We start from the raw sequence: 18,318 nt of genomic DNA on the forward strand, positions 1-18,318 counted from the left end.
GGCGGGCGTGCGGGGCCCCAGACTCAAGCCCGCTCGACCAGCACCCCCGGCCGCGCGGCGTCCAGGCCGAAGGTCACCGGCAGGTGGCGCACGTGCGGGGTCTGCAAATTCAGGGCCTTGGCGCCGCGGGCGATGGCCAGCTTGCCCAGGGCCGTGGGGCCGAAACCGGCCTGGACCTTGGGATTGGCGCCCAGGCGGCGGCGCAGCACGCCGTTGGCGTAGATGACGTTGGCGCGCATCAGGGCCGGCGGGGTCATGAATTCGATCGAGATCGAGACGTTGAGCATCGGGCCGTTCTCGATCCGGTGCGGGGCGTTCTGCTTCCAGGTGACCATGCTCCCGGGCGTCAGCTCGACGGCCTGGGCGCCGGCGTCCCAGGCCGGCTCGAAGGCGAACTGTTCGGCCGTCTCGCGCAGCACGATCTTCTCCAGCGCCAGGTCGCCCACGTAAGGGTCGGCCACCGGATAGACCCACACCTTCTTGACGCCGCGGATCTGCCACAGGGACACCAGCGGCACGTCGAGATGGTAGAACACCTGGGCGTTGGCGCTGCTGATCAGCATGCCAAGGTCGCGCTTGAAGGTCTTCAGGCCCGGTACCTGGGCTTCCTTCTCGGCGAAGATCTCGTCGCAGAGGGCGGCGTATTCGGGCACGTGGTCGTTGGTGTGGCGCAGGTTCAGCCAGATGCGGCCCGCCTTGGCGGCCTCCAGCAGCTGGTCGCCCGACAGGTTTCCGGCCGAGCCCTTGCGCCAGGTGGTCCAGGCCTTGGGATCCTCGCCCATGGTGAAGACGCCCAGGAGCTCGCGCGGATAGCGGTCGAGCAGCCGGGCCAGGCCTTCGTCGTCGAACATCGGCCGCTCGTGCAGGCCGTGCTTGAACACCAGGTTCTCGCGGCCGAAGGCCTTGGCCTTCTCGGGTGTCCAGTCGTGGATGATGCTCATGACGCCAGCCTCACGCCGAGTGTCCGTAGAAACGGATCTTGAAGGGACCCCACCACAGGGTCTTGCCCAGCCCCCGGGCGGCGCGGTCGAGCCATTCGGCCCGGTCGCCGGCGCGGATCAGCCACTTGAAGCCGGCCACGGCCCCGAAAAGGGCGGCCTGGACGACGCCGACGGCCATCCAGCGGGCCACGCCTGCGCGGTCGGGCGGCACGGCGGCGGCGCAGTGGGCCGAAGGGCCCTGGCCGTAGGCGAAGGCGCGGCGGATCGTGTAGTCGAGGGTCAGGCGGTCGGGCACGGGGTCTTCCCACACCCAGGCGGCCGGCTCCCAGGCGAACACCGCGCCGGCGGCGCGCATGTGGCCGAACAGCATGTCGTCCTCGCCGCCAATGTGGTTGCGCTCGGCGGCGAAGGGCGCGACCGGGTCGGGCAGGCTCGAGCGCCTCAGCAAGCTGTCGCCGCAGCCGTAGTAGTGGTCGATGACGCCGGCCTCCGCCGGGCCGATGCGCGAGAAGAACCGCTCCAGATAGTCGCGGTGCTCGGTGACGGCGTCGGGCGCGCGGGCGCGGACCGGGCCGAACACCACGTCGGCGGCGTAGCGCTCCTGAGCGGCGAGCAAGGCGGCCAGCCAGCCCGCCGGAGCTTCCTCGTCGTCGTCGAGGAAGGCGACGAATTCGCCGCAGGCCTTGGCCATGCCGGCGTTGCGGGCGTTGGCGACCCCGGCGCGGGGCTCGTGCACGTAGTGGATGGAGAACGGCGCCTCGGCCGCCAGGGCCCGGGCCACGCCTTCGGCCGATGGCACCTGGTCGTTGTCGACGATCACGAGTTCCAGCCCGGAATGATCCACGCCAGCTTGGGCCAGCACCGAGCGGGCGGCGACAGCCAGGCCGCCGAGCCGACGCTGGGTCGGGATCATGATCGTCACGCGAGCCATCAGACCTCCATCGTCGCGTTTCGGCGCCTGCCCTGGGCGGCGACGGCGTCGACCAGCCCCTTCACCCGCCCGCCCATGGTGAGCTCGGTGCTGGCGATGATGTCCATCCGGCGGCGCAGGCGGGCGACCGGACCCGCACCGTTGGCGCCGGCAAGGGCCCAGACGCCCTCGACCGAGCCCGCGACCCGGCCCGCCATGCTGGCGGCGGTGGCCGCGCCGTCGGCGATCAGGATCTGGGTCAGGCCGTACGAGTGCTTGTAGTGGTCCGCGCCCGGTCCCAGGTCGTAGCGGGTCAGGCCCAGTTGCGGCATGGCGGCGATGGCGCGCAGGAAGAAGATCTGGCCGGGCGACCAGGCGGCGAAGGCCGTGTTGGTCGAGGCGATCCACGGATGATAGATCGCGCCCTGGCGCACCCCGAAATGGCCGGCCACCAGCTGGTCGCCAGCGTAGAGATTGATCATCAGGCCGCGGAAGTCGCCGTCGCGGCGCTCGAACAGCGCCTGGAAGAGGTCGCGGGTCCACTGCGGACGCAGGAAGTCGTGGACGCCGGTACGCTCGATCTGCTCGCGCTTCCAGGCGATCAGCTGGTCGAAGGCGTCCTGGCTGTCGTCGGCGGCCTTCAGCGTCACCTGCCCCATCTCGCGACCGAGCTTGTTGTCGAGACGGCGGTAGTTCTTGATCTTCTTGGGACTGCCCGACCGGACGGCCTCCAGATAGGCCTCGGCGTCGCCCTCGGTGTCGATGACATAGGCGGCCGTGGACGGCTCGGCCTGGAAGGCGCCGGCGGGATCGACGAGGCCGGTGTAGCGGAACACCGCCAGGTCGGCGGCGCGCAGGACCTGGGCCGCGTCGATCTCGACGCCGGGCTTGGCGACGAGGCCGTGATAGTCCGACAGCGGCGCGCCGATGGGGCGGGCGACTCCGCCCGGACGGCGATGGTGAGCCAGGAAGCCGATCGTCTCGCCGTCGCGGCGAATCACCGCGACCCGGGCGTCCTCGCGCACCTTGCCGACCGCCAGGGCGAAGTCCGGACCCAGCAGCGGACCGGCCAGCGCGGGCTGGGCCTGCGCGAAGGCCCGCCAGAGGGCGACGTCCGCGGGGGCGAGGTCGACGGGGTGAAGGGTCTCGACGTCCAACATGTCCACCTCTGTCCTAAACCGGCTCGGTTAGGGAATGATGGAAATGTCACTGCAATCGAGGGGCCACGCTCAGGCGCGGAATGTCGCACCCAGGATACGCTCCAGCCAGGCCTGGTCGGTCTCGTCGAACGCGGCCGGCTGGTCGGAATCGACGTCGAACACCGCCAGCAGACGGCCCTCCCCGTCGAACACCGGCACCACGACCTCGCTGGCCGAGCGGCTGTCGCAGGCGATGTGGCCCGGGAAGGCGTGCACATCTGGCACAAGCTGGGTCTGGCCGGTGGCGGCGGCCGCGCCGCAGACGCCGCGCCCGAACGGGATGCGCAGGCAGCCCAGCGTGCCCTGGTACGGGCCCACGACCAGCTCGCGCTCCTTGGCGGGATCGACGACGTAGAAGCCGGTCCAGAAATAGTGGTCGAAGCTGTTGGCCAGCATCGAGGCGACGGTGGCCATGCGGGCCGTCAGGTTGGCCTCGCCCTCGAGGACGGAGGCGATCTCCTCGGCGACCTCGGCATAGCGGGCGGCCTTGTCGGCGGAGAGGGTCTTGTCGTTGAAAGCTTCGGCCATGGGCGCGGATATAGCGCGCCCATGGCCGATTGGTAGGGGCCGAATGCGAGCCTAGAACTCTTCCCAGTCGCCGGGACGCGACTGCGGGGCGATCTTCAGGGCGTTGCTCCCCTGGACGTAGCGCTCGCGAAAGGCCTCGCGCCGGGGCGCGGCCGGCTGGCGCTGGGCCTGGCGGGGATGCAGGTCGCGGACCTCGGCGCCGACCTGGAAGCGGCCGATCAGGCGTTCCAGTTCGCTGGCTTCGGTCGAAAGAGCGTGGGCGGCGGCGGTCGACTGCTCGACCATGGCCGCGTTCTGCTGGGTCACCTGGTCCATCTGGTTGACGGCGGTGTTGACCTCGGCGAGGCCGACCGACTGCTCCTTGGCCGAGGACGCGATCTCGCCGACCAGGGCGTTGATCTCGGAGACCTGCTCCATGATCTGCTGCAGGGTCTCGCCGGTCTCGCCGACCAGGCGCACGCCCTTGCCCACCTCGTCGGTGGAGGCGCGGATCAGGCCCTTGATCTCCTTGGCGGCGTCGGCGCTGCGCTGGGCCAGGGCCCGGACTTCCTGGGCGACGACGGCGAAGCCCCTGCCCGCCTCGCCGGCCCGGGCAGCCTCGACGCCGGCGTTCAGCGCCAGGAGGTTGGTCTGGAAGGCGATCTCGTCGATGACGCCGATGATCTGGGTGATCGACTGCGACGACTTCTCGATGCCGCCCATGGCCTGGACGGCCTCGGTGACCACCTTGCCGCTCTTCTCGGCGTTGGCCTTGGCGCTCTCGGTCAGCTGGCGGGCGCGCTCGGCGCCTTCCGAGCTCTTCTTCACCGTGGCGGTGATCTGGTCGAGGGCGGCGGCGGTCTGCTCCAGGCCCGCGGCCTGGCGCTCGGTGCGCTGGGCCAGGTCGTCGGAGGCGTGGCTGATCTCGGCGCAGCCGGCGCGGATGCTCTGGGCAGCCGACAGGATGCCGGCCATGGTCTGCTGCAGGCTCTCGACCGCGGCGTTGAAGTCGCGCGGCATCTTGCGGGCCTCGCCGGCGAACCCGTCCTCGCGCATGCGCCAGATCAGGTCGCCGTCGGCCAGCTTTTCCATGCCCTGGCCAAGCGTGGCGACGGCGGCGGCCTGGGCCTTGGCGAAGGCCTCCGCCTCCTCGGCGTGGCGTTGGCGGTCGGCCTCGGCGGCGGCGCGTTCGGCCTCCTGCTCGGCGCGGCGGCGCTGGCCGTCGGCCAGGTCGTGGCGGAAGCCGTCGAGGGCGCGGGCGATGGCGCCGATCTCGTCGCCGCCGGTCACGCCGGGCACCGGCTGGTCGTAGCGGCCGGCGCTGAGCGCGTCGACCGACTGGGTCAGGCCCGAGAGCGGACGGCGGACCAGGCTGGCGCTGGCCAGGAACAGGGCCAGCAGCACCGCGCCGGTGATCACCATGCCGCCGACGAACAGGATCATGGCCAGGCGATCGGCCGGACCGGTGATGGCCGAGCGCGGCACGTCCATGACCAGCGCCCAGGTGGTGTTGAGCTCAGGCATGGCGATGGGACGGATCATCCGCTCCATCTCCTCGTCGCCGACCTTCACGCCTTCGAAGATGGCGGGCTCGCCGCCGGCCAGCACGGCCTTGACCTTGTCGGCGCCGGCGTCGGCATAGGCCGTGGTGCGCAGGTCGGCGTTGGGGTGGGCCACCCACTTGCCGGTCGAGGACAGCAGCATCACGCGACCGCCGCCCAGGGGGCGCATCTTCTCCAGGCGCTGCGAGACGCCGTCCAGCGACAGGTCGACGCCCTCGGCGCCGAGGAACACGCCGCCGGTCATCACCGGATAGACCACCGAGGTCATCAGCTGGGTCTTGCCGGCGACGGTGTAGGGATAGGGCTCGAGGATCGCCGCCTTATGGGTGTCGCGCGGGACCGTGTAGTAGGGCTGGCTGTACTCGTTGCCCTCGCTGAGCGGCTCGAAGATCACCTTGCCGTCGTTGTGCACCCAGTAAGGGGTGAAGTTGCCCTGGGCGGTCGAGCCCATGGCGGTCTGGCCGGCGAACTCGGCGTCCTTGCCGTCCAGCGCGTTCGGGGCGGCCATGAACCAGGCGCCCATGACGATCGGGGTGGCGTCGACCTGCGGGCGCAGCATCTCGATATAGGCGCGGCGGTCGCGGACGCCGGCGGTGTGGGCCGCGGCGATCGAGCCGGCGGTGGCGCGCGAGGTGGCCTCGACCCTGCCGATCTCGGTGCGGATCTGCTCGATGGCGTCGTCAGCCACCGCGTCCGCATAGCGGTGGGTCAGGCCCGCGACGATGCCCGAGGTGTGCATCGACACCGCCACGGCGGCGGCGATCAGCAGAAGGCCGATGGCCAGACCCGCCACCGTCACCAGCTTCCACGCGATGGTCAGCCGACCGAACGCCTTCATCGAGAATCTCCGCAACCCGAGCCGTTAACCTCGTTGTGGCGGTCGATTCCTAATTGGCTGTTAACTGAGGTTAAGCTGCGACAATCTGGCGCTTCAGCGCCGACGGCGCAGCCCCCTCCGGCCCTCCGGGTCACCTCCCCCAGCGGAGGAGGATCTTGGATGCTCCCCCGCTGGGGGCTGTCGCGAGCCGACTGAGGGGTCAGCCCTTCGCCAGCTTGACCAGCTGGACCAGTATCTTCTCCGCGGCGTCGAGGCGCTGGGCGGGCGTGTCCCACTCGCCCTTGACCACCACCTTCTGGTCGGGGCGGGCCTTCCAGATCAGGCTGTTCTTGCCGATGAACTGCATCAGCGGCAGCGGGTTGGCGAACTCGTCGTTGCGGAAGCTGAGCACCGCGCCCTTGGGGCCGACGTCGATCTTGGCGACATTGGCCTCGCGGCACATGCCCTTGATGCCGACGACTTTCAGCAAGGAGTCGGTTTCGGGCGGCAGCGGGCCGAAGCGATCGATCATCTCGGCGGCCAGGGCCTCGCGGTCGGCGGCCTTCTCGGCTTCCGACAGGCGGCGGTAGAGCGACAGGCGCACGTTGAGGTCGGGCACGTAGTCGTCGGGGATCATCACGGCCGCGCCGGTGTTGATCTGCGGCGACCAGGCGCGGTCTTCCAGCAGGGCTTCGGCGCCCTGGCGCTCACGCAGGGTCGCCACGGCGTCTTCCAGCATCTGCTGGTAGAGCTCGACGCCGATCTCCTTGATGTGGCCGCTCTGCTCGTCGCCCAGCAGGTTGCCGCCGCCTCGGATGTCGAGGTCGTGGCTGGCCAGCTGGAAGCCGGCGCCTAGGCTGTCGAGCGACTGCAGCACCTTCAGGCGCTTCTCGGCCGACAGGGTGATCTGCTTCTCGGCGGGCGTGGTCAGGTAGGCGTAGGCGCGGGCCTTGGAGCGGCCGACGCGTCCCCGGATCTGGTAGAGTTGGGCCAGGCCGAACATGTCGGCCCGGTGCACCACCAGGGTGTTGGCCGATGGGATATCCAGCCCACTCTCGACAATGGTCGTAGCAAGAAGCACGTCGTACTGGCCCTCGTAGAAGGCGGTCATCACCTCCTCGAGCTGGGTGGCGCTCATCTGGCCGTGGCCGACGACGTACTTGATCTCCGGCACCTGGGTGCGGAGGAACTTCTCGATGTCCTCCAGGTCCTTCAGGCGCGGCACGACATAGTAGGCCTGGCCCCCGCGATACTTCTCGCGCAGCAGGGCCTCGCGCACGGTGACGGCGTCGAAGGGCGTGATGTAGGTGCGCACCGCCAGGCGATCGACCGGCGGGGTGGCGATGATCGACATCTCCCGGATGCCCGACAGCGCCATCTGGAGCGTACGCGGAATGGGCGTGGCGGTCAGGGTCAGCATGTGCACGTCGGCGCGAAGCTCCTTCAGCTTCTCCTTGTGCTTGACCCCGAAGTGCTGCTCCTCGTCGACGATGACCAGGCCCAGGTCCTTGAAGGCGACCTGCTTGGACAGCACCGCATGGGTGCCGACCACGATCTCCAGCTGGCCGTTGGCCAGGCCCTCGCGGGTGTCGGCGGCTTCCTTGCCGGTGACCAGGCGCGACAGGCGCGTCACCTTGATCGGCCAGCCTTGGAAGCGTTCCTTGAAGGTCTTGTAGTGCTGGCGGGCCAGCAGGGTGGTCGGGCAGACGATGGCCACCTGCTTGCCGCTCATGGCCACGACGAAGGCGGCGCGCAGGGCCACTTCGGTCTTGCCGAAGCCGACGTCGCCGCAGATCAGCCGGTCCATCGGCTTGCCCGACGACAGGTCTTCCAAGACGTCGTGGATGGCGTTGAGCTGGTCTTCCGTCTCTTCGTAAGGAAAGCGGGCGCAGAACTCGTCGAACACGCCCGACGGCGGATCGGTCTCTTCCACCGACTTCAGCGAGCGGGCGGCGGCGATCTGGATCAGGCCCTCGGCCATGACCCGCAGGCGTTCTTTCGCCTTGGCCTTGCGGCCCTGCCAGGCCGCGCCGCCCAGCTTGTCGAGCTGGACGTTCTCGCCGTCGGCGCCGTAACGGGTCAGCAGGTCGATGTTCTCGACCGGCAGGTACAGCTTGGCCTCGCCGCCATACATCAGGTCGAGGCAGTCGTGCGGCGCGCCCTGGACGTCGAGGGTCTTGAGGCCCTCGTAGCGGCCGATGCCGTGGTCGATGTGGACGACGAGATCACCCGGGGTGAGCGCGCTGGCCTCGGCCAGGAAGTTGGCGGCGCGGCGCTTCTTGCGCGGACGGGCGAGGCGGTCGCCAAGGATGTCAGTCTCTGAGATGACCGCGAGGCTGTCGGTCTCGAAGCCCGCGTCGAGCGGCAGGACGACGCGCTGGGGAACCTTGGGATCATTGGCCTTGGCCGCCTGCCAGTATCCGGCGAACGGAACCTTCTTCAGGCCGTGGTCCGACAGCATGGTCCCGAGACGCTCGGACGAGCCCTCCGACCACGAGGCGAAGAGGACGCGTTTTCCCTCCCCGGCCAGCTTCTTGGCGTGGTCGGCGGTGGCCTCGAACAGGTTGACGCTGTCCTGGGCGCGTTCGGCGGCGAAGGTGCGGCCAAGCTTCGCGCCGAGGTCGACGACGTCGAGGCCCTGCGGCTGGAACGGCGTGAACTGGCGGTGCGGGCGATCGGAAAGCGCCTCGTCCCATTCCTTGGCGGTCAGGTAGAGGGCGTGCGGCTCCAGCGGGCGGTAGGCCGACTTGCGGTCGGCGGCGGCGCGGGCGTCGTAGGCGTCGGCGATCATCGACAGCCGCTCGTCGCGGGCCTCGGCGGCCTGGTGGTCGACGCCGACCAGCGATCCGGCCGGCAGGTAGTCGAAGATCGTCGCCATCCGCTCGTAGAACAGCGGCAGCCAGTGCTCCATGCCGGCGCGGCGGCCGCCGTCGCTGACCGCGGCGTAGAGCGCGTCGTCGCCCGGCGCGCCGAACAGGCGCACGTACGAGCCGCGGAAGCGCGAGACGGCGTCGGCGTCGAGCAGGGCCTCGCTGACGGGCAGCAGCTCGATCGACTTCAGCTGCTTGGTCGAGCGCTGGGTCTCCGGATCGAAGGCGCGGATGCTCTCGAGGGTGTCGCCGAACAGATCCAGGCGCACGGGCTCTTCAGACGCCGGCGGATAGACGTCGATGACCCCGCCGCGGATCGCGAACTCGCCGCGTTCGGAAACGGTAGAGGCACGGACGTAGCCGTTGACGGCGAAGTAGCGTTCCAGGTCCTTGATGTCGACCGACTGGCCGACCTTGGCGCCGTAGCTGGCGCGGAGAAGGACCTCCTTCGTGGGCACCCGCTGCAACAGGGCCGGCGCGGCGACGACCAGCATGGCCGGCTTGGTCTGACCCAGGCCGTTCGCCAGCCTGTGCAGGGTGCACATGCGCGTCGCCGCGACCCCGGCCGAGGGCCCGATCCTGTCGTAGGGCAGGCAGTCCCACGAGGGCAGCAGCACCGCCTCGATCTCGGGGGCGAAGAACTTCAGGGCGTCGATGAAGGCGCTGGCCCGGGCGGTGTCGCGGGCCATGAAGGCGGTGAGGCCGCCTCGGGCGCGGGCGACGTCGGCCATCACCAGGGCGTCGAAGCCCTCGGGCGCGCCGGCCAGGGTCAGGCCGCCGGCGGCCTTGGCGATCTGTTTGGCGTCGTAGGCCATGCTGCTCTTCAACTGTTGGCGGACAGAAGCCCGCCGGAATGCAAAGGGGTCAGGCGCCGTCGCCGGGCGGCCGCGAGGCGTGGGCCTCGAAGCGGAACTTGCGGATCATCGCCATGATCTCGGTCTCGAACGCCTCGGGCGTCGGCTCCTGGCCGACGATCCAGGCGTAGATCTCGCGATCGGACTGTTCCAGCAGGGTTTCCAGCACGTCGAGCTGGGCGGGGGTCAGGCTCGGCCCATGGGTCTCCGCGAACGGCCCCAGAATGAGGTCCGCTTCACGAAAGCCGCGGTGCCAGGCCCGAAACTTCAGCCGCCGGAGGCGGGCGTCGTGATCGATGGTCATGCGGCCGCCGATATAGAGCGCGCCGCCGCCGGGCGCCAGCGTCGCCGCGCGATTGACCCCGCCTGCTGACAGCTTTAGGCGCGAGGACATGGCTTCCTTGATGATCCAGGGCTGCGGCTCCGACGTCGGCAAATCGACCCTGGTGGCGGGGCTGTGCCGGCTGTTCGCCAATCGCGGACTGGTGGTGAGACCCTTCAAGCCGCAGAACATGTCCAATAACGCGGCCGTCACCGCCGACGGCGGCGAGATCGGCCGGGCCCAGGCGCTGCAGGCCGTGGCGTGCCGCACGCCGGCCAGCGTGCACATGAACCCGGTGCTCCTGAAGCCGCAGAGCGACGTCGGCGCGCAGGTGGTGGTGCAGGGCCGCGTGGTCGGGAACTACAAGGCCCGGGCGTTCCAGGGGCTGAAGCCCGACCTGCTGGCCACGACGCTGGACAGCTATCGCCGCCTGGCCGCCGAAGCCGACCTCGTGCTGGTCGAGGGCGCGGGCAGTCCGGCCGAGACCAACCTGCGCGCCGGCGACATCGCCAACATGGGCTTCGCCCACGCCGCCGACGTGCCGGTGGCCCTGGTCGGCGACATCGACCGGGGGCACGTGATCGCCGCCCTGGCCGGGGCGCATCTGGTGCTCGACGAAGCCGACCGGACGCGTATCAAGGGCTTCATCGTCAACAAGTTCCGGGGCGATCCGGCGCTGTTCGACGACGGCCGGTCCGAGGTCGTCCGGCGGACGGGCTGGAGCGATCTGGGCATGGTCCCGTGGCTGCCGCCGGTGCGTTTCCTGCCCGCCGAGGACGCCGTCGTGCTGGAGCGGCCGGCGGCCGCTTCGGAAGGCAGGCGCGCCAAGGTGGTCGTGCCGATGCTGTCGCGGATCGCCAATTTCGACGACTTCGATCCGTTGCGGAACGATCCCGCGATCGATCTTCGGTTCCTGTCGCCCGGCGGCGTGTTGCCCGCAGACGCCGACCTGGTGATCCTGCCGGGAACCAAGGCGACCCTGGCGGACCTGGCCTTCCTGCGCGCGCAAGGCTGGGACGTAGACATCCTGGCGCACGCCCGGCGCGGCGGGCGGGTGCTGGGCGTCTGCGGCGGCTACCAGATGCTGGGCCGGACGGTCAGCGATCCGGGCGGCGTCGAGGGCGCGCCGGGTTCGGCGGCGGGGCTTGGCCTGCTCGACGTCGAGACGGTGCTGGCGGGCGACAAGACGGTGCGCCCGGTCACGGGGCGGCTGGCCGGCGGCGCGGCCTTCGAGGGCTACGAGATCCATGTCGGCCGGACCAGCGGCGCCGGGACCGGCCGGCCGCTGCTGGACATCGACGGCCACGGGCCCGATGGCGCGGTCTCGGCCGACGGCAGGATCGCCGGCGCCTACGTCCACGGCCTGTTCGACAAGGCGAGCGCGCGGACCGCCCTCCTCGCCCCGCTCGGCGTCGCCGCCGACGGTCAGGACCAGTCGACCCGCGTGGACGCCGCGCTCGACGAGATCGCCGAAATCCTGGAGCGCTCGCTCGACATCGCCGCCATCAGTCACATCGCAGGGGTGCCCTAGTCCGGTTTTCCTGGCCCGCCGCCTCGCCAGCGGCCAAAATCGCCCCCTGACGAATCCGAGTTGGGAGCCCACATGCCGGCACGCGCCGTATCCGCCCTGCGCGATTTCCTGCGCAGCGAGTCCGCCGGCGGCGTGCTGCTGATGATCGCCGCCGCCGCCGCGCTGCTGACGGCCAACTCGCCGCTGGGCGCAGCCTATTTCCACGCGCTGCACGCCTATCTCGGCCCGCTGTCGGTCGAGCACTGGATCAACGACGGCCTGATGGCGGTGTTCTTCCTGCTGGTGGGGCTGGAGATCAAGCGCGAGGTCGTGGGCGGCGAGCTGTCGACCTGGCCGCGCCGCGCCCTGCCCGGCTTTGCGGCCCTGGGCGGCATGATCGCGCCGGCGCTGATCTATCTGCTGGTCGCCCGCGAGGCGCCGGACGTCAGGGCCGGCTGGGCCATTCCGGCCGCCACCGACATCGCCTTCGCGCTGGGCGTGCTGTCATTGCTGGGTCCGCGCGTGCCGGGCGCGCTGAAGATCTTCCTGGCGGCCCTGGCGATCATCGACGACCTGGGCGCGATCCTGATCATCGCCTTCTTCTACACCGACCACCTGACGCTGTGGGCGCTGGGCGCGGCCGGCGCGGTGCTGGCGGGGCTGATCGGGCTGAACCGCCTGAAGGTCGCCGCTCTGTGGCCCTATCTGCTGCTGGGCGCCTTGCTGTGGTTCCTGTTCCTGAAGTCGGGGGTGCACGCGACCCTGGCCGGGGTGCTGCTGGCTATGACCATCCCGCTGACCTCGACGCGCGGCGAGCATTCGCCGCTGCACCGGCTGGAGCACGGGCTAAATCCCTGGGTCGCCTACCTGATCGTGCCGGTGTTCGGCTTCGCCAACGCCGGCGTGGCCCTGGGCGGCCTCACCGCCTCCGTCCTGACCGCGCCCGCCACGCTGGGCGCGGCGCTGGGCCTGTTTCTGGGCAAGCAGGCGGGCGTCATGGCGTTCAGCGCGGCGGCCATCGCCCTGGGCCTGGCGCGCCGCCCCACCGGCGTGACCTGGAGCCAGCTCTACGGCGTGGCCGTGCTGTGCGGCGTCGGCTTCACCATGAGCCTGTTCATCAACAACCTGGCTTTTCAGGACGCCCTGCTGCGCGAGGAGACCAAGATCGGCGTCCTGGCCGGGTCGGTGGCGTCGGCGTTGCTGGCCTGGCTGATCTTCGCCCTGCCCCGTCGCCGCACTGGCGCGACGACCGATGGAGGTTCAAACTAGCCCAACGGTTCAAAGTGGAGCGCCGGCCATGCTGCGTTTCGTCCTTCTCGCCGCCGCCGCGGCGTCTCTCCTGCCGGCTGGCGCGGCGCTGGCCGACACCCCGGCCGTCTCGCAGGTCGAGGTGGTCATCGGTCCCGATCTGGCCGCCAAGGCCGACAAGCTGGGCCAGCGCGAGTTCGACTACCTGGCGCGCGACCTCAAGCGCGCCGTCGAGCGCCGCCTGGACCGCGCCGGCGGGCTGAACGCCTCGGGCGGCCGCCTGCGGCTGGTGATCGACGACGCCGTGCCCAACCGCCCCACGCCGCTGCAACTGATCAGCAAGCCCGGCCTGTCGATGGAAAGCTTCGGCAACGGCGGGGCGCGGATCTCGGGCGAGTACGTCTCGGTCGACGGCGTCAGCACGCCAGTCCGCTATCGCTGGTACGAGACCGACGTCTGGCAGTCCCAGTACGCGGCCACCTGGAGCGACGCCAGCATCGCCTTCGACCGCCTGGCGCGCCGGATCGAGGACGGCGAGTTCGTGAAGGACTGAGACGGCGGTCGCTTGCCAGATCCCTCGACGCAGAGTCTGATCGCCGTTCAGTAAAAGGGGCGGCCGACGCTCCTGGGGAGGAAGCATGACCGCCGAGCCGCGACGATCCAACGCCGTTCTGGCCGCCTACGCCTCGCCGACCCTGCCGCTGGCGGGTCTGGGGCTGCCGCTCGTGGTCTACCTGCCCGAGTACTATGTCAGCGAGCTTGGACTGTCGCTGTCGGTGGTGGGCATGGCCTTCCTGCTGGTGCGCCTGGCCGACATCGTCCTGGACCCGATCCTCGGCGGCCTGATGGACCGAACCCGCAGCAAGTGGGGTCGTTTCCGCCCCTGGCTGGCGGCTAGCGTGCCGCTGCTGATGGCCGCCTCCTACGCCCTGTTCATGGCCAAGCCGGGCATCGGGCCGGTCTTCCTCTGGGCATGGCTGATCGTCGTCTACATCGGCTTCTCGATGGCCGTGCTGGCGCAGACCGCCTGGGGTGCGGTCCTGTCGCCCGACTATCAGCAGCGCTCGCGCATCTACGGCTTCTGGAGCGCCGGCAACGTGGTCGGCATGATCCTGGTGCTGCTGCTGCCGCCCCTGGTGGCCTTCGCCTTCAAGGGCGACCACGCCGCCGGCGTGCGGGCCATGGGCTGGTTCATCATCGTGCTGATGCCGCTGACGGCCCTGCTGGCCGGCGTCGTCGTGGGCGAGCCGCCCGCGCCGGCCCAGCGCCACGAGGCAGGCCTGAAACAGTATCTGGGCCTGCTCAAGAGCTCGACCGTGCAGAAGCTGCTGGTCGCCGACCTGCTGATGGGCCTGGCGCCGGGCATCGGCGGCGCGCTGTTCTTCTTCTTCTTCGAGCGCATCAAGGGCATCCCCAAGGATCAGGCCGGGATCCTGCTGCTGGTCTATTTCGTCGCCGCCCTGGCCGGCGCGCCGCTGTGGCCCTGGATCGCCAAGACCATGGGCAAGCACACCTCGCTGGCGATCGCCGGGGTCATGTACGCCGTGTTCCAGGTCGCCGCGGTGATCACGCCCAGCGGGATCAACCTGTTCGGCGTGGCTGTGCTCGTCCTGGCCGGCCTGCCCTACTCGGCCGCGCCTCTGCTGGTGCGCTCGATGATGGCCGACATCGGCGACGAGGAGCGGCTGAACACCGGCGTCGACCGCACCGGCCTGCTCTACGCCATCGTCAACGGCACGGTGAAACTGGGCTTTGCCTTGGCCATCGGCGTGTTCCTGGTGCTGGAGAAGCTGGGCTTCGACCCCAAGATTCCCAGCGCCCAGGGCGATACCGCCCTGATCGTGCTCTACACGGTGGTTCCGGCGGCGCTGGGCGTGCTGGTCTCGGTCATCATCGTGCGCTATCCGCTGGACGCCAAGCGCCACGCCGAGATCCGCGCCAAACTGGACGCGCGCGACGCAGCGCAAGCCCACGCCGAAGCGAGCCCGCATGACCGCCTCTCCGACACCAGCACCGCGCCCTCCGCAGCCCAGTGAGGAGCATCCGCTCTTCACGCTGGTCGAGATCATGGCCCGCCTGCGCGACCCGCAGAACGGCTGCCCGTGGGACATCGAGCAGACCTTCGGCACGATCGCGCCCTACACGATCGAGGAGGCCTACGAGGTCGCCGACGCCATCGAGCGCGGCGACCTGTCCGACCTGAAAGAGGAACTGGGCGACCTCCTGCTGCAGGTGGTGTTCCATTCCCGCATGGCCGAGGAGCAAGGCGTGTTCGACCTGGAGGACGTGGCCCGGTCGATCTCGGACAAGATGATCCGCCGGCACCCGCACGTGTTCGGCGACCATGCCTATGACGACCTGGCCGACCAGAAGGCCGGGTGGGAAGAGCTGAAGGCGCAGGAGCGCAAGGCCAAGAAGAAGGGCGGCGTGCTCGACGACGTGCCGGCCGGCCTGCCCGCCCTGACCCGGGCGGTGAAGCTGACCAAGCGCGCGGCGCGCGTCGGCTTCGACTGGCCCTCGACCGACGAAGTGCTGGCCAAGCTGGCCGAGGAAGTCGCCGAGCTCCAGGTCGAGATCGAGGCCGGCGACCAGGCCAAGGCGCGCGAGGAGTTGGGCGACATCCTGTTCGTCTGCGCCAACCTGGCCCGCAAGCTGGATGTCGAACCCGAAGACGCCCTGCGCGCCACCAACGCCAAGTTCGCCCGCCGCTTCGCCTTCATCGAGGCGCAGTTGGCCAAGGACGGCCGCACGCCCGACCAGTCGGACCTGGCGGAGATGGACGCGCTGTGGGACGCGGCGAAGGCGGCGGAGAAGGCTGGCAAATAGCCCCCAGAAAGATCGTCATCCCGGCCAGAGCGAAGCGCAGAGCCGGGACCCAGGAGCAGCCGCAACGCGCCGCCTCTGGGTCCCAGATAAGCCCTGCGGGCTTTCCGGGATGACGAACTTTAGGAGGGCCAAGGAGAGTGAAATCACTCCCCGATCGGCATCACCCACACGGTCGGGAACTGCCGTTCGAAGCGACCCAGGGCCTGCGGGTCCATGCGGGCCACCAGGCAGATTTCTCCATCCTCGGTGTCCTCGCGCTCGACCACCCGGCCGTTGCGATAGATCCAGGCCAGGGCTTCGCCGTCGGCGGGGCTAAGGCGAAGGGCCATCGGCGGGGTGTCGTCGATCAGCCCGCCGACCCGCTTGAGCAGCTCGGCGCAGCCTTCGCCGGTGACCGCGGAGACCGGCGAGGCGTCGACCCGCTTTGCGCGGCCTTCGAGGATCTCGCGCTCCTCGCCCTCGACCAGGTCGATCTTGTTCCACACCTCGACGACGGTCTTGCCGTCGTCGGCCGTGACCTTCAGCTCGGCCAGCACCGCCTGGACGTCGCGCGCCTGGGCGTCGGTGTCCGGGTTGGCGACGTCACGGACGTGCAGCACCACGTCGGCTTCCTGCACCTCCTCGAGGGTGGCGCGGAAGGCCTCGACCAGCTCGTGCGGCAGGTCGGAAATGAAGCCCACGGTGTCGGACAGGATGGCCGGGCGGCCGTCGGGCAGCTTCACCGTCCGCAAGGTCGGGTCGAGCGTGGCGAACAGCATGTCCTGGGCCACGACCTCGGCGTTGGTCAGGCGGTTGAACAGCGTCGACTTGCCGGCGTTGGTGTAACCCACCAGCGCCACCGTCGGGTACGGGACCTTCTTGCGGGCGCTGCGGTGCAGGGTGCGGGTGCGCCGCACCTCCTCCAGCTCGCGCTTGAGCTTGCCGATCGTGCCGGCGATCAGGCGCCGGTCGAGTTCGATCTGGGTTTCGCCGGGGCCGCCGGTCGAGCCGGTGCCGCCGCGCTGGCGCTCAAGGTGGGTCCAGGTGCGCACGAGGCGCGAGCGCTCGTAGTCGAGCCTGGCCAGTTCGACCTGCAGCTTGCCTTCGCGGGTGCGGGCGCGGCGGGCGAAGATCTCGAGGATCAGGCCCGTGCGGTCGACCACCTTGACGCCCAGGCCGCGCTCGAGATTGCGCTGCTGGACGGGGGTGAGCTGGTCGTCGAACACGGCGACGTCGATGTGCTCGACCTCGCAGATCGCCTTGAACTCGGCGATCTTGCCGCTGCCGAACAGGGTGGCGGGCGTGACGGCGCGAAGCGGCGCGATGGCCGTTTCGACGACGTCGAGATCGAGGGCGACGGCGAGGCCGACGGCCTCTTCGAGGCGCGCCTTGGGGTCGCGCGCCTCCAGAGCGGCCTGCCCGCGAGCAGGCCGCACCGGATGGATCACGAAGGCCCGAAGGATCGGGTCGGCGTGATCGATAAGTCCATCGGGGGACTTAGAAGTAGATTTTGACAAAAGAGCCTTGGACTTAGTCGTCTTGATCGGCGCTCGGCTCGTACAGCTGAACGGGCTGAGCCGGCATGATCGTCGAGATGGCGTGCTTGTAGACCAGTTGCGACTGGCCGTCGCGGCGCAGCAGGACGCAGAAGTTGTCGAACCAGCTGACCACGCCCTGCAGCTTGACGCCGTTGACCAGGAAGATGGTGAGCGGCGTCTTGGACTTGCGCACGCTGTTCAGGAAGGTGTCCTGAAGATTCTGTTTCTTGTCGGCGGACATGGGGATTCCCCTCTCGTTGAAATCGGAAGGCAGAACGCCCTCCACACAAACAAGCTCATGCTAGAGCATTTTTCGCCGTTTGATATGACTTTCCGGCGAGAAAATGCACGCAGGGCGGTGAACGATCCTAGATCGCTCCCGCGCGCGCCCGCTCGATATAGAGAGCCCGCAGGCGGCTCGCCACCGGTCCCACCGTTCCGTCGCCGATCTTGACGCCGTCGACGCTGGTGATGGGCGTCACGAGGCTGCCCGCGCCCGTGATGAAGGCTTCGCGGGCCGACTTGGCCTCCTCCACCGTGAAAGGCTGCTCGGCGACCGGCAGGCCGGCCTGCGCGATGACGTCGAGCAAGGTCAGCCGGGTGACCCCGCGCAGGATGTTGGCCTGGGTGTCGCGCGTGCGCAGGCGCCCTTCGGCGTCGACGATCCAGGCGTTGGACGAGGCGCCTTCGGTGACCAGGCCCAGGTCGTCGACGAACCAGGCCTCGATCGCGCCGCGCTCGCGGGCGGCCTGCTTGGCCAGGGCGTTGGGCAAGAGGCCGATGGTCTTGATGTCGCAGCGGCCCCAGCGGTTCTCAGGCACGGTGATCACGGCCGAGCCCTTGGCGGCCTTGGCCTCGATGGCGGCGCGGTCGACCGAGCGGGCGGTGATGACGACCGCCGGCGGCACGGCCGGGCTCGGAAAGGCGTGGTCGCGCTTGGCGACGCCCCGGCTGACCTGCAGATAGACGAGGCCCTCGCGCACGTGGTTGCGGCGGATGGCTTCGCGCAGCACCACGATCAGAGACGCCTCGCTCATCGGATGGGCGATGCGCAGTTCGTCGAGGCTGCGCCACAGGCGAGCGAAATGGCCTTCGGCGTCGGCCAGCTTGCCGTCGAACACGGCCCAGACCTCGTAGACCCCGTCGGCCAGCTGGTAGCCGCGGTCCTCGATGTGCACGGCGGCCTGGCCGTGACGGACGAAGCGGCCGTTGACGTAAGCGAAACGCGACATCGG

Annotated in this window: 15 protein-coding genes; 5 read left to right on the forward strand and 10 right to left on the reverse strand. The window is 69.8% G+C overall.

What is annotated here, in order from left to right:
• Nucleotides 1–23 precede the first annotated feature (23 nt).
• The 7 genes from C1707_RS18395 to C1707_RS18425 all read right to left on the reverse strand — a co-directional run bounded on the left by C1707_RS18395 (nucleotide 24) and on the right by C1707_RS18425 (nucleotide 9,964).
• On the reverse strand, nucleotides 24–941 hold the full coding sequence (locus tag C1707_RS18395) for a hypothetical protein (RefSeq protein ID WP_101715479.1): 918 nt from the start codon (nucleotides 939–941) through the stop codon (nucleotides 24–26).
• Nucleotides 942–951: 10 nt separating this feature from the next.
• Complete coding sequence (locus C1707_RS18400; protein WP_101715478.1) at nucleotides 952–1,872, reverse strand: glycosyltransferase family 2 protein; 921 nt, start codon at nucleotides 1,870–1,872, stop codon at nucleotides 952–954.
• The gene (locus tag C1707_RS18405; RefSeq protein WP_101715477.1) at nucleotides 1,872–3,011 is read right to left on the reverse strand and encodes a GNAT family N-acetyltransferase; all 1,140 of its coding nucleotides are present in this window, start codon (nucleotides 3,009–3,011) and stop codon (nucleotides 1,872–1,874) included. The genes C1707_RS18400 and C1707_RS18405 overlap by 1 nt, the downstream gene beginning before the upstream one ends.
• A 69-nt stretch (nucleotides 3,012–3,080) precedes the next feature.
• Nucleotides 3,081–3,578, reverse strand: coding sequence for a GAF domain-containing protein (locus tag C1707_RS18410; RefSeq protein ID WP_101715476.1), 498 nt, complete (start codon nucleotides 3,576–3,578; stop codon nucleotides 3,081–3,083).
• 51 nt (nucleotides 3,579–3,629) lie between these two features.
• Complete coding sequence (locus C1707_RS18415) at nucleotides 3,630–5,957, reverse strand: methyl-accepting chemotaxis protein (protein ID WP_101715475.1); 2,328 nt, start codon at nucleotides 5,955–5,957, stop codon at nucleotides 3,630–3,632.
• A gap of 199 nt (nucleotides 5,958–6,156) precedes the next feature.
• Entirely contained in the window at nucleotides 6,157–9,621 is a 3,465-nt protein-coding gene (gene mfd, locus C1707_RS18420; protein ID WP_101715474.1) for a transcription-repair coupling factor, read from the reverse strand.
• A 49-nt stretch (nucleotides 9,622–9,670) separates the two neighbouring features.
• Nucleotides 9,671–9,964 carry an FAD assembly factor SdhE gene (locus C1707_RS18425; RefSeq protein WP_101715497.1) on the reverse strand — a complete coding sequence of 98 codons (294 nt, stop codon included), beginning with the start codon at nucleotides 9,962–9,964 and terminating at the stop codon, nucleotides 9,671–9,673.
• A gap of 88 nt (nucleotides 9,965–10,052) precedes the next feature.
• Between C1707_RS18425 and C1707_RS18430 the strand changes: the two genes are divergently transcribed.
• From C1707_RS18430 to mazG, 5 genes are all read left to right on the forward strand, one after another.
• Entirely contained in the window at nucleotides 10,053–11,513 is a 1,461-nt protein-coding gene (locus tag C1707_RS18430) for a cobyric acid synthase (RefSeq protein WP_101715473.1), read from the forward strand.
• Nucleotides 11,514–11,585: 72 nt separating this feature from the next.
• Nucleotides 11,586–12,761: a Na+/H+ antiporter NhaA gene (gene nhaA, locus C1707_RS18435; protein WP_101715472.1), complete on the forward strand. Its 1,176-nt coding sequence runs from the start codon at nucleotides 11,586–11,588 to the stop codon at nucleotides 12,759–12,761.
• A 28-nt stretch (nucleotides 12,762–12,789) separates the two neighbouring features.
• Nucleotides 12,790–13,293 carry a hypothetical protein gene (locus tag C1707_RS18440; protein ID WP_240633740.1) on the forward strand — a complete coding sequence of 168 codons (504 nt, stop codon included), beginning with the start codon at nucleotides 12,790–12,792 and terminating at the stop codon, nucleotides 13,291–13,293.
• A gap of 85 nt (nucleotides 13,294–13,378) precedes the next feature.
• Nucleotides 13,379–14,776, forward strand: coding sequence for an MFS transporter (locus C1707_RS18445; RefSeq protein WP_101715471.1), 1,398 nt, complete (start codon nucleotides 13,379–13,381; stop codon nucleotides 14,774–14,776).
• Nucleotides 14,730–15,566, forward strand: coding sequence for a nucleoside triphosphate pyrophosphohydrolase (gene mazG, locus C1707_RS18450; protein ID WP_101715470.1), 837 nt, complete (start codon nucleotides 14,730–14,732; stop codon nucleotides 15,564–15,566). The genes C1707_RS18445 and mazG overlap by 47 nt, the downstream gene beginning before the upstream one ends.
• Nucleotides 15,567–15,709: 143 nt before the next feature.
• On the opposite strand, the gene hflX is transcribed toward mazG, so the two are convergent.
• The 3 genes from hflX to C1707_RS18465 all read right to left on the reverse strand — a co-directional run bounded on the left by hflX (nucleotide 15,710) and on the right by C1707_RS18465 (nucleotide 18,315).
• Nucleotides 15,710–17,062, reverse strand: coding sequence for a GTPase HflX (gene hflX / locus C1707_RS18455; protein ID WP_101715469.1), 1,353 nt, complete (start codon nucleotides 17,060–17,062; stop codon nucleotides 15,710–15,712).
• Between the two features lie 13 nt (nucleotides 17,063–17,075).
• Nucleotides 17,076–17,324 carry an RNA chaperone Hfq gene (hfq, locus tag C1707_RS18460; RefSeq protein ID WP_058348899.1) on the reverse strand — a complete coding sequence of 83 codons (249 nt, stop codon included), beginning with the start codon at nucleotides 17,322–17,324 and terminating at the stop codon, nucleotides 17,076–17,078.
• 127 nt (nucleotides 17,325–17,451) lie between these two features.
• A complete protein-coding gene (locus C1707_RS18465) occupies nucleotides 17,452–18,315 on the reverse strand; it encodes a D-amino-acid transaminase (RefSeq protein ID WP_101715468.1) in 864 nt (287 codons plus the stop codon).
• Nucleotides 18,316–18,318: the final 3 nt, after the last annotated feature.

The organism is Caulobacter flavus (genome assembly GCF_003722335.1).
In the GTDB taxonomy this organism is placed as follows: Bacteria; Pseudomonadota; Alphaproteobacteria; order Caulobacterales; family Caulobacteraceae; genus Caulobacter; species Caulobacter flavus.

Bases quoted from the DNA above. Each gene is read 5' to 3' on its own strand.
- C1707_RS18395 (WP_101715479.1), bottom strand. From the start codon at position 941: ATGAGCATCATCCACGACTGGACACCCGAGAAGGCCAAGGCCTTCGGC.
- C1707_RS18400 (WP_101715478.1), bottom strand. From the start codon at position 1,872: ATGGCTCGCGTGACGATCATGATCCCGACCCAGCGTCGGCTCGGCGGC.
- C1707_RS18405 (WP_101715477.1), bottom strand. From the start codon at position 3,011: ATGTTGGACGTCGAGACCCTTCACCCCGTCGACCTCGCCCCCGCGGAC.
- C1707_RS18410 (WP_101715476.1), bottom strand. From the start codon at position 3,578: ATGGCCGAAGCTTTCAACGACAAGACCCTCTCCGCCGACAAGGCCGCC.
- C1707_RS18415 (WP_101715475.1), bottom strand. From the start codon at position 5,957: ATGAAGGCGTTCGGTCGGCTGACCATCGCGTGGAAGCTGGTGACGGTG.
- mfd (WP_101715474.1), bottom strand. From the start codon at position 9,621: ATGGCCTACGACGCCAAACAGATCGCCAAGGCCGCCGGCGGCCTGACC.
- C1707_RS18425 (WP_101715497.1), bottom strand. From the start codon at position 9,964: ATGACCATCGATCACGACGCCCGCCTCCGGCGGCTGAAGTTTCGGGCC.
- C1707_RS18430 (WP_101715473.1), top strand. From the start codon at position 10,053: ATGGCTTCCTTGATGATCCAGGGCTGCGGCTCCGACGTCGGCAAATCG.
- nhaA (WP_101715472.1), top strand. From the start codon at position 11,586: ATGCCGGCACGCGCCGTATCCGCCCTGCGCGATTTCCTGCGCAGCGAG.
- C1707_RS18440 (WP_240633740.1), top strand. From the start codon at position 12,790: ATGCTGCGTTTCGTCCTTCTCGCCGCCGCCGCGGCGTCTCTCCTGCCG.
- C1707_RS18445 (WP_101715471.1), top strand. From the start codon at position 13,379: ATGACCGCCGAGCCGCGACGATCCAACGCCGTTCTGGCCGCCTACGCC.
- mazG (WP_101715470.1), top strand. From the start codon at position 14,730: ATGACCGCCTCTCCGACACCAGCACCGCGCCCTCCGCAGCCCAGTGAG.
- hfq (WP_058348899.1), bottom strand. From the start codon at position 17,324: ATGTCCGCCGACAAGAAACAGAATCTTCAGGACACCTTCCTGAACAGC.
- C1707_RS18465 (WP_101715468.1), bottom strand. From the start codon at position 18,315: ATGTCGCGTTTCGCTTACGTCAACGGCCGCTTCGTCCGTCACGGCCAG.